The following is a 10,364-nucleotide window of genomic DNA, read 5'->3' as shown; positions in this document are numbered from 1 at the left end:
TGGGGCCGCAGCGAGAGGCCGCCCGCAAGGGCGTGCCCTTTGACGCGGGCGGCGATGGCTGCCGGGGGGGATGCATTCCCGAACACCGCGTCGCGCGGGGCAGGGGCAGGCGGCTGAGGGTGAGCGGCCCGTGCGTGTGCGTCACCGTGGCCGATACCGGCACGGGCATTGCCCCGGCGGTGCTGGACCGGGTGTTCGAGCCGTTCTTTACCACCAAGCCGGAGGGCAAGGGCACCGGGCTCGGCCTGTCCATCAGCTACGGCATCGTCAAGAGCCACGGCGGCACGCTGATGCTGGACAGCGACGGCGTTTCCGGCAGCCGCGCCGTGGTGGTGCTGCCCGAGGCCCCGCCCGAACTCCCGCAGGGCGCAGGCGCGAGGGCGCCAGCTGCGCCGGACACGCCAGACACACATGCTTCAGGCAGGCAAGTGGAGGTCGCCCATGGCGAAGATACTGCTCGTTGACGACGAGGAGAGCATCCGCTTCACCCTTTCGGCCTTCCTGCGCCGCGACGGGCACGTGGTGGTCACCGCGGCCAGCCTGGACGAGGCGCTGCATGCGCTGGAACCGGCCAACGGCGGCCCGCCGGACCTCGTGATCACCGACATCATCCTGCGGGGCGAAAACGGGCTGGACTTCGCCCGCACCGTGCGCGAACGGTGCCCCTTCGTGCCGGTCATCCTGCTGACCGGGCGGCCCAGCGTGGAATCCGCCGTGCGGGCGGTGACGGAAGGCGCGGAGCAGTACCTGACCAAGCCGGTGGACAAGGAACAGATGCTTCAGGCTGCCAGGGCGGCCCTGCGCCACAAGGCCCTGGACGACGAGCGCCGCGCCCTGGTGGTCGAACGGGAGAATCTGCGGGTGCATCTGGAGGCGGTGTTCCAGGCCGTGCCCGACGTGCTGGTGACCGTGACGCCCGACCTGCGGATACAGCGCATGAATCTGGCAGCGCGCGAACTGCCCGGCGGCGCGCGCGATGCGCGTCAGGCGGCGGGACGCCGCTTTGACGAGGCCCTGGGGTTGTTCGCGCCGTTGTTCCGCCCGGTGCTGGACGAAACCCTGGAGGCGCGCCGGGCTTCGCGACGGCGCCGGGTTTCCGCCCAACTGGGCGACGGGCGCGAACAGGTGTTCGAGATAGAGGCCGCGCCGCTGGTGGGCGCGGGGGGCGAATTTCTGGGGGCGCTGCTGGTGGCGCGAGACGTCACCCGCCTGGCCGGGCTGGAAGAGGCCCTGGGCCAGCGGACGGGGATGAACCAGATCATCGGGCGCAGCGCGCCCATGTCCGAGTTGTTCCACCTGCTGGACGAACTGGCCCAGACCGACACCACCGTGCTCATCACGGGAGAATCGGGCACCGGCAAGGAACTGGTGGCCGAGGCGCTGCACCGGGGCGGGCCGCGGGCGCTGGGGCCGCTGGTCAAGGTGAACTGCTCGGCGCTGTCGGAACATCTGCTGGAAAGCGAACTGTTCGGCCATGTGCGCGGGGCCTTTACCGGCGCCGTGCGCGACAGGGTGGGGCGGTTCCAGCTGGCGCACGGGGGCACCATCTTCCTGGACGAGATCGGCGACGTCTCGTCCGCCGTGCAGCTCAAGCTGCTGCGGGTGTTGCAGGAGCGCGAGTTCGAGCGGGTGGGCGACACCCGCACCGTCAAGGTGGACGTGCGCGTCATCGCCGCCACCAACCGCCCCCTGGCCGATCTGGTGCGCTCCGGCAGGCTGCGCGAAGACCTGTACTACCGGCTGCGGGTGGTGGAACTGCACCTGCCCGCCCTGCGCGACCGGCGTTCGGACATCCCCCTGCTGGTGGACCATTTCGTGGAACAGTTCAATGTCCATTTCCACCGCCGCGTGACCGGGGTGACCCCGGTAGCCCTGCAAGCCCTGATGGCGCACTCCTGGCCCGGCAACGTGCGCGAACTGCGTCACGCGCTGGAGCATGGCTTCATCCTGTCGCGCGGCGACGTCATCGACGTGGACGCCCTGCCGCCCGAAGTGCGTGCCGCCGTAGGCATGGCACCCGCCGCCGCGCCCGTGCCGCGCAGCATCGTCTGCGACACGGACCTGCCGCAGCAAGGGGCGGGCGTGCCATGGTCCAGAGATCGGGCCGGGGATCGTGCCGGTGACGAGGGCATGGACCATGGCATGGTGCGGCACCCGCAGGGAGCCCGGCCAACCGGCGTCCCGCCTTACGGGCAGGCGGCCAGCGCATCAGCCATTCACGGCGACGCGGGTCATTCCGGCATCTACCCCGACGGCTTGCCCGTGAACCTGTCCGAAGCCGGGCGGGGAGGGGACGCGGCTTCCTCCGAACCGCCGGTATCGGGCGGCCCGAGTTCGCCAGTCATGCCAACAGGCCCGGCTGGCGGCGGCTACGGCGGACGGGTTGGCGAAGAACCTGCCCCCTACGGGGCGGAGAGTGGCCGCCGCCTGCGGCTGACCCCCGAACTGCTGTCCGATGCCCTGCGCAGGGCCGGGAACAACAAGGCCCGCGCGGCGCGGCTGCTGGGTGTTTCGCGTCAGACGGTGTACCGCAAGCTGGTGGACTTCGGCATGCCCGATGGGGCGGATGGCGGACCGGACGACGACCCGCACGGTGCGCCGGGCGAAGGCACGAACGAAGGAGCCGCGACACCCCGGTAGTCCCCGCCGTGCAGGATGGCCCGGCATGCACCGGCGCATCCGCAGCCTCCTGTCACCGCTCCGGCCATGTCAGCCCCCGGCCATGTCAGCCAGACGGCCCCGTCGCCCCGCCCCGGAAATGCCGGAGCGGGGCGATGCCGTTGCGGCATCCGGGCTGTCGCCTTCCGGCAGGCGTCCTGATTCGGCGGTTTGGGGTGCCGGGCGCACGGCGTCGGGGGCGGTGGAGAGGCTGTGCCCTGTCCCTGCATCCTCGTTCGGTCTCGCGTTCTGTTTTTTTCAACATGTTTGTTTTGGTTGGTATCAATCGTCATGAGTGTGAACTGGTTTTTATTGGTCAGTCATGGTCGTTGTTTGGGATTGGTGGTGCCAATCCTTGTGCACGTTTTCTGCTTGTTTCGTGACTGTTTGGGCTGCTAACAATGAAGCCCATTGGAGAAGGACCGGACACCCAACGATAACGACCAACGCCAACGACAAACCCGGAGGATGCCATGCGTCGTCTGCTTCTTGTTCTTTGTCTGTTCACCGTGCTGTTGCCCGCGCAGTCCATGGCGGCGGACAAGGTGCTGATGATGGCCACCACCACCAGCACCGCCGATACCGGCCTGCTCGACGATCTTGCCCCCGCCTTCCAGAAGGAAACGGGCATCGAGCTCAAGTTCACGGCCACCGGCACCGGGAAGGCGCTGGAAATGGGACGCAGCTGCAACGTGGACGTGCTGCTGGTGCACGACCCCGAGGCCGAGGCCAAGTTCGTCGGCGACGGCTTCGGCATCAATCGCGTCCAGCTGATGTACAACGATTTCGTCATGGTGGGACCCAAGGCCGACCCCGCTGGCGTGAAGGGCAAGACCGTGGCCGAGGCCATGAAGGCGCTCTCCGGTGGCAAGGCCCCGTTCATCAGCCGTGGTGACAAGTCCGGCACCCACGCACTGGAACTGCGCCTGTGGAAGGATACCGGCGCGGGCGTGCCCGAAGGCAAGGAGTGGTACGTGGAAGCGGGGCAAGGCATGATGCGCACCATCGCCATGTGCGCGGAAAAGGGCGGCTACACCCTTACCGACCGCGGCACCTGGATCAAGTACGAGGCGGGCCTGAAGGAAGCCGGGCCGCTGGCCATCGTGGTGGAGAAGGACCAGAAGCTGTTCAACCAGTACAGCTCCATCACCGTGAACCCGGCCAAGTGCCCCTCGGCCAAGGCCGATCTGGCCGACGCCTTCACCAAGTGGATGGCCAGCCCCTCCACCCAGAAGCGCATCGCCGACTTCAAGCTGATGGAAAAGCCGCTGTTTACGCCCAACGCGGGCAAGTAATCCCGAGATCTGGCGGATACCCGGCGGCGGGGCGGCAGTGCCGTTCCGCCGCCTTTTCGCGGGCGGCGGCGGTGGAGTCGGCATGCGCGCATGCCTTTCGTCCGGCACCTTTCATCCGCCGCCGTTGCCCACAGGGAAGGCAGCGTTTAGAGTCCCCTGCAAGGAGACCCCAGCCCCATGGACTATCTGCTTGACGGCTTCGCCACCGCCTTGCGCCTGCTGGCCGCTGGCGACGCCGAAACCTTTTCCGCCGTGTGGATCACCCTTGCGGCGTCGGGAATGTCCATAGCCGCGTGTCTGGCCATCGGTGCGCCGCTGGGGTTCCTGATCGGTTACCACGACTTTCCCGGCCGCCGGGCCGTGCGCATCGCCGTGGATACGGCGTTGTGCTTCCCAACCGTGGTCATCGGCCTGCTGGTGTACCTGCTGCTGTCGCGGCAGGGGCCGCTGGGCGATCTGGGGCTGCTGTTCACCATTCCCGGCATGGCCGTGGGCCTGACGCTGCTGGGAATACCCATTGTCATGGCCATGACTGCCCTGGCCGTGGAACAGGCCGACGCGCGCCTGCGGCTGACCCTGCTCACCCTGGGGGCCGACGGGCGCCAGGTGCTCTTCGCCACCCTGTGGGAAACCCGCTATCACCTGATGCTGGCGGGGGTGGCGGCCTTTGGGCGCATCGTGTCCGAGGTGGGCATTTCCATGATGGTGGGGGGGAACATCAAATGGCACACTCGCACCATCACCACGGCCATCGCGCTGGAAACGGGCAAGGGCGACTACGCCCTGGGCATTGCCCTGGGTCTGGTGCTGCTGGCCATTGCCCTGCTGCTGAACCTGGTGCTGGCAGGGTTGCGCAGGAGGGCGGGACGATGAGCGGACGCGAAGACAACGGCGTGTCTCGTATGTCTCCCGGCAGTTGCGAGCACAATATCCCCGCTGATGATGCACTTGCGGCGGGGGCGGGTGACATGGCGGACGGCGCCGCCAGCGAAGCGCACCCCGAAGAAATCCACCCTGGGGCAGCGCACACCGAAGGGCCGTGCACCGGCGTGCTGTGCACCCGCTGCCACGTGCCGCTCTATCAACTGGAGGGCGTGGTGCGCCGTCACGGCGAACGCACCGTGCTCGACGTGCCCAGGCTGGACATCACCGCCGGGGGCATCACCGGGGTGGTGGGGCCCAACGGCGGTGGCAAGTCCACCCTGTTGCGTCTGCTGGCCCTGCTGGACGCTCCCTGCCGGGGCGAACTGCACTTTGCGGGCGAGGCGGTTGGGCCGCTGTCGGCAGCGCGCACGGCAGAACTGCGCCGCTCGGTGACCCTGCTGTTGCAGGAACCCTACCTGCTGCGCCGCAGCGTGTACGAGAACGTGGCCTTCGGACTGTCCATGCGCGGCGTGCGCGATACGGCGGACGCCGTGCGCGGGGCGCTGGAACTGGTGGCGCTGGATCCGGACGTGTTCCTGCACCGCCGCTGGTTCGAACTTTCCGGCGGAGAGGCCCAGCGTGTGGCCCTGGCCGCCCGGCTGGCCTTTTCGCCACGCGTGCTGCTGATGGACGAACCCACGGCAAGCCTGGACGAGGACAGCGCCGCGCGCATCGCCGACGCCGCCCGCGCCGTGGCCGGACGCGGCACCACGGTCATCGTGGTCTCGCACGACCGCGACTGGCTGGAGCCGCTGGCTGACCGCATCCTGAAGGTGCGACGGGGACTGGTGGAAGGATAGCCCAGGGCGGGCGGGCCCAGCCCGCCGCACACCCGTCCGGTTGCCGTCCGCCGCCCCCCCCCCCGCAAGTCGCCCGGCATGGCCGCCGGGGCTTGCGGTCTCTTCACGCGCACACCCGCCCGAAGCCTTCGTAATGACGCGAACGCCGCCCCGGTACATGGCCGGGGCGGCGTTCGCATTTCGGGTGTGGGCGTCGGATGGCCGATTTCTGGAAACCGTAGGCTGGTTTTCATGGTCGGCAAAACCTGTTTGAAAAATTTTAGACTTTGGCGTGATTTTTCTAGAGATGGCGGTTGATGCCGGTTTGAGCTGTTGCGCGATTTTTCCGGCTCTCGGCGGCGGCACCCCCAGGGTATCGGCTGGCGAATTGCGCCGCAAGGGCGGCAGGAGGGCGCAATGGAGGGGGCAGCGCATGAAGCTGCGCCGTCAGGAAAGTCCGCTTCCGCGCCGTAACCTGCTATACATAGCCATCTTCAAGCGTGGAAAGATCCCCCGTATCCCGGCCCAACTCCTCGCTGCGCAGCACCCGGCGCATGATCTTGCCGCTGCGGTTGCGGGGCAGCCCCTCGCGGAAGGACACCTCGCGGATCACCGCCACCGGCCCCAGTTCGCGCCGCACGTGTTCCACCAGTTCGGCGGCCAGGTCGTCGGCATTGACCATGGTGCCCAGCGGCGGGTGGTCGTCCACCAGCACCACGAAGGCCTTGGCCACCTCGCCGCGCAGGGCGTCTGGCACGCCGATGACCGCGCATTCGGCCACCGTGGGGTGCGAGGCAAGCGCCGCTTCCATCTCCGCCGTGCCGATGCGGTGCCCGGCAATGAGCAGCACGTCGTCGGCCCGGCCCTGGATCCAGAAATAGCCGTCCTCGTCGCGGCGGGCCACGTCGCCGGTGCAGTACCAGCCGGGAAAGCGTTCCCAGTACAGGCGCCGGTAGCTTTCATCGTCGTTGTACACCCCGCAGGACATGGCGGGCCACGGGCGTTGCAGCACCAGCAGGCCGCCTCGCCCCGGCCCCACGGGGTTGCCGTGCTCGTCCACCACATCCGCCTCTATGCCGGGCAGCGGGCGGGTGACCGAACCGGGCTTCAGCAGGGATACGGGCAGGGGGCTGAGCATGATCATGCCCGTTTCCGTCTGCCACCAGGTGTCCAGCACCGGGCAGCGCCCGCGCCCCACATGGCGGTGGAACCACAGCCACGCTTCCGGGCTGATGGGTTCGCCCACCGTGCCCAGCAGGCGCAGGGTGGTCAGGTCGTGCCGGGCCACATGCTGGGCACCGTGGCGCATCAGCATGCGCACCAGGGTGGGGGCGGTGTACAGGATGGTCACGCCCAGCCGCTCCACCACGGACCACACCCGGCCCGGTTCCGGGTACAGGGGGTGCCCTTCGTACAGCACCGTGGTGGTGCCCGCCATGAGCGGTCCGTAGACCACGTAGCTGTGTCCGGTGATCCACCCCGGCTCCGCCGTGCACCAGAAGATGTCCGTGGGCTTCACGTCGAACACCCAGCGCATGGTGCGGTGCACACCCACCATGTAGCCGCCGTGGGCGTGCACATGCCCCTTGGGCTTGCCCGTGGTGCCGGATGTGTACAGCAGGAACAGCGGGTCGGTGCTGTCCATGATCTCGGTAAGCGCCTCGTGGTGCTGGCCGCGCACGGCATCGTGGTACCAGATGTCGCGGCCTTCGGTCATGGGCGTTTCCATGTGGGCGCGGTGCACCACCACCATGTGGCGCACCCCCGCGGCGAGATCGGGCGGCAGGGTGGCCACCGCCTCGTCGGCGATGGGTTTCAGCGGGATGACCCGGCCATTGCGGTAGAAGCCATCCACCGTGACGATGACGGCGGGGCGGGCGTCCTCCATGCGGTCGCGCAGCGAACGGGCGGAAAACCCCCCGAACACCGTGGAGTGCACCGCGCCGATCTTGGCGGCGGCCAACATGGCGAACACCGTTTCCGGCAGGGGCGGCATGTAGATGATCACCCGGTCGCCCTTGCCCACGCCCAGGCCGCGCAACGCGTTGGCCAGGCGGTTCACCTCGCGGTACAGCTGGTAGTAGGTGAAGCTGCGCGTGTCGCCGGATTCGCCTTCCCAGATCAGGGCCAGGCGGTTCTTGGTGCCGGTTTCGATGTGCCTGTCCAGCGCGTTGTGCACGATGTTGCAGCGCGCGCCGGTGAACCAGCGGTGGAAGGGTGCGTTGCTGCCGTCATGCACCGCGTCCCAGCGGCGGAACCATTCCAGTTCTTCTGCCGCTTCCTCCCAGTAGCCGTCGGGGTCGGCGGCGGCGCGGGCGCGGGCGCGGGTCACGTCCTGCGGGTTGACCACGGCCCCGGCCACGACCTGCGGCAGGGGGCGGAACACGCGTTCCTCGCGCAGCAGGGCGTCTATGGTGCCGCCGGTGAAGGGCATATCCCTGACCGGCAGGTCTGGCAGGTCGGGCAGCAGATCGGGGCCGATGCCGGGCGCGGCGTGGGCCGGGGTGCCCGACGCTGCGGGAGGCTGTGCGGGATGTTTGCGGCGCGGCATGGCTAAAGCCCCAGTATCTCTTTCAGTTCGCCCAGCCGCCTGCGGCTGATGGGCAGTTCGATGCGGGTGCGGCCCATGGTGCGCAGCATGCAGTTGCCGCCCGGCACCGAGGCGATTTCCGTCACCATGTCCAGGTTCACCAGATACTTGCGATGCACGCGAAAGAACCGGTGCGGGCGCAGCCTGCCTTCCAGCACCTTCAGCCGATACGAGGTCAGGTACTTGTCGGTGGAGGTGTGCACGTAGCTGTAGTCCTCGTAGGCCTCCACGAAGACGATTTCGTTGTACGGCACCAGAATGGTGGTGCCGTCCTGGGTGATGGCCAGCTTGCCGATTTCCACCGGGCGGAAACGGCTGGTGTAGTCCCAGGCGGACCCCAGGGCCGAAAGAAAGCTGTCCTGTTCTTCGTCGCCCAACGCCAGTTGCAGGGTCTGCACCGGGGGGCCGTCTTCCGGATTGCCGGGGGCATGCCCGTCATCACGCCATTCCTCGTGCCAGCCGTCCTGCCAACTGCCCAGGGGTTCAATGTCGCCGGAAGCGATGGCCACGCGCACGGCGGACGGGGCAGCGGGGGCAGGGGTGGCCTGCGATGGTGCCGGACCGCCCGCAGGCTGTGGTGCGGGCTGGTCGACCTGCGGCTGCTGGGCCTGGTGGGGTTCGCGCCAGCGGGCCGCCGGTTCAGGGGCCAGCCGGAAGTTGGCGCGGAACTGGTCCAGCCGTCCCACGGTGCGCTGGAACCGCTCGTCCGGGCAGGGGAAGATGAGGTAGTCGGTGGCGTCCAGGTCGAAGGCCTCGAAGGCCAGTTTCTCGTCACCGGCGATGAACACCAGCGCCGGGCGGTCACGGCGGCCCAGCAGGCGGCGGGCCAGTTCCAGACCCGATGTCTCGCCGCCCAGATCCACGCCGGTGAAGAACACCCCGTAGGGCAGGGTGTCGAGCAGGGTCCACGCCTCCTCGCCGTCCACGGCCTCGCCCAGCACGCGCAGGAAGGGCACGGGCGCCAGCAGGCGGCGCAGGCGTTGGCGCACTTCCGGGTCGGGGTGGGCGAGCAGGGTGTTCAGGCGCGTCATATGTGACCGTCGTGGCCTTGCGTTGGCCGTGGGCGCGTGGGGCGCTGCCGCGTGTTGGACCGGATCGGACAGGACGACCGTACAGGACAGTACAGGACCGGACGGGACCGGACGGGGCGGACCAAACGGGGAACGGTCCGCCGGAATCCGTCCGCCGCAATCGCGCCCATGCGCCCGGAGCCATGCCATTCGCCCCGCACTGTACATGCGCCACGGGAATCTGAAAAGGGGCGGCAGGTTGCGCCTGGCAAGGTTGTGCGAACAACCATGGAGCAGGGGGCACCGTCCCCTCGCGTTGCGGGAGGGCGCGCCCAAACGAAAGCGGGGACCCCGCGTCGCACGGGGTCCCCGCAGGGGGCGGGCATGGGGCGCACGAGCCGTGCGCGCGGAGCGGGGGCTCCGCACCCAGGGAGGTGGACCGTTGACGCGCGGCCCGCCATGCCCGTCGGCAGTTTCTGGTTTTGGTGAAGCCGGGTTCTGCGTCAGTTCTGCATGGCGGCGACAATGGCCGCCAACTCCGCGCTCATGCGGCGCACGTCGTCCATGGCGGCGCCAATGCCGCGCAGGGCGGCCCCCGTGTCATCGGCGGCAGCACGAATCTCGGTGGTGGAACGGGCAATCTGCTCGCTGGCGGCGGACTGCTGTTCACTGGCCGTGGCAATGGCCCGCACCCGGTCAGCCGTGTCGGTGGCGATGTGGTGGATGGCCGCCAGGGCTTCGCCCGCGCCCGATGCCAGTTGCGTGGCCCGGCCCACGATGGCGGTGGTTTCTTCCGTGGCGCGCACGCTGCGACCGGAACTTTCCCGAATGGCCCGCACGAACTCCTCCACCTCGCGGGTGGCGGTCATGGTCTTTTCGGCCAGTTTGCGCACTTCGTCGGCCACCACGGCAAAGCCCCGCCCGGCGTCGCCCGCGCGGGCCGCTTCGATGGCGGCATTGAGCGCCAGCAGGTTGGTCTGGTCGGCGATGTCGCTGATGACCCCGGCAATGCGCCCGATGCCCTCGGCCTTGCCCGCCAGGTCGCCCATTTCGGCGCGCAGGTTGCGGGCCGTCTCGTCCACCTCGGCGATGGCGGCCACGGCGCGCT

Annotated in this window: 8 protein-coding genes; 5 read left to right on the top strand and 3 right to left on the bottom strand. The window is 68.9% G+C overall.

Going from position 1 to position 10,364, the window contains the following annotated elements; translation table 11 throughout:
• From FVW20_RS19315 to FVW20_RS19295, 5 genes are all read left to right on the top strand, one after another.
• Window positions 1-464 (top strand): sensor histidine kinase (locus tag FVW20_RS19315; protein WP_231039271.1); only part of this gene is annotated, 464 nt, incomplete at its 5' end.
• Window positions 442-2,640 (top strand): sigma 54-interacting transcriptional regulator, encoded by a 2,199-nt coding sequence (locus tag FVW20_RS19310; protein WP_196610842.1) that lies wholly within the window; start codon window positions 442-444, stop codon window positions 2,638-2,640. The genes FVW20_RS19315 and FVW20_RS19310, both read left to right, overlap by 23 nt.
• Window positions 2,641-3,131: 491 nt before the next feature.
• The gene (locus FVW20_RS19305; RefSeq protein WP_196610841.1) at window positions 3,132-3,953 is read left to right on the top strand and encodes an ABC transporter substrate-binding protein; all 822 of its coding nucleotides are present in this window, start codon (window positions 3,132-3,134) and stop codon (window positions 3,951-3,953) included.
• Between the two features lie 177 nt (window positions 3,954-4,130).
• Complete coding sequence (locus tag FVW20_RS19300; protein ID WP_196610840.1) at window positions 4,131-4,826, top strand: ABC transporter permease; 696 nt, start codon at window positions 4,131-4,133, stop codon at window positions 4,824-4,826.
• Between the two features lie 197 nt (window positions 4,827-5,023).
• Window positions 5,024-5,677: an ABC transporter ATP-binding protein gene (locus FVW20_RS19295; RefSeq protein ID WP_196610844.1), complete on the top strand. Its 654-nt coding sequence runs from the start codon at window positions 5,024-5,026 to the stop codon at window positions 5,675-5,677.
• Between the two features lie 457 nt (window positions 5,678-6,134).
• Here FVW20_RS19295 and acs read toward each other — a convergent pair whose 3' ends face one another.
• The 3 genes from acs to FVW20_RS19280 form a co-directional block, all read right to left on the bottom strand.
• On the bottom strand, window positions 6,135-8,090 hold the full coding sequence (acs, locus tag FVW20_RS19290; protein WP_196610843.1) for an acetate--CoA ligase: 1,956 nt from the start codon (window positions 8,088-8,090) through the stop codon (window positions 6,135-6,137).
• Window positions 8,091-8,209: 119 nt separating this feature from the next.
• Window positions 8,210-9,277, bottom strand: coding sequence for a LytR/AlgR family response regulator transcription factor (locus tag FVW20_RS19285; protein ID WP_196610839.1), 1,068 nt, complete (start codon window positions 9,275-9,277; stop codon window positions 8,210-8,212).
• Between the two features lie 482 nt (window positions 9,278-9,759).
• Window positions 9,760-10,364, bottom strand: a 605-nt coding sequence (locus FVW20_RS19280) for a methyl-accepting chemotaxis protein (protein WP_231039270.1), incomplete at its 5' end; no start/stop codon positions are given.

Origin of the sequence: Nitratidesulfovibrio oxamicus (genome assembly GCF_015731765.1) — a bacterium.
Classification (GTDB): Bacteria; Desulfobacterota; Desulfovibrionia; order Desulfovibrionales; family Desulfovibrionaceae; genus Cupidesulfovibrio; species Cupidesulfovibrio oxamicus.
This window is presented reverse-complemented; position numbering and strand designations above follow the sequence as displayed.

Excerpts from the sequence above, each read along its gene's own strand:
- FVW20_RS19310 (WP_196610842.1), top strand. The coding sequence starts at position 442 with ATGGCGAAGATACTGCTCGTTGACGACGAGGAGAGCATCCGCTTCACC.
- FVW20_RS19305 (WP_196610841.1), top strand. The coding sequence starts at position 3,132 with ATGCGTCGTCTGCTTCTTGTTCTTTGTCTGTTCACCGTGCTGTTGCCC.
- FVW20_RS19300 (WP_196610840.1), top strand. The coding sequence starts at position 4,131 with ATGGACTATCTGCTTGACGGCTTCGCCACCGCCTTGCGCCTGCTGGCC.
- acs (WP_196610843.1), bottom strand. The coding sequence starts at position 8,090 with ATGCCCTTCACCGGCGGCACCATAGACGCCCTGCTGCGCGAGGAACGC.
- FVW20_RS19285 (WP_196610839.1), bottom strand. The coding sequence starts at position 9,277 with ATGACGCGCCTGAACACCCTGCTCGCCCACCCCGACCCGGAAGTGCGC.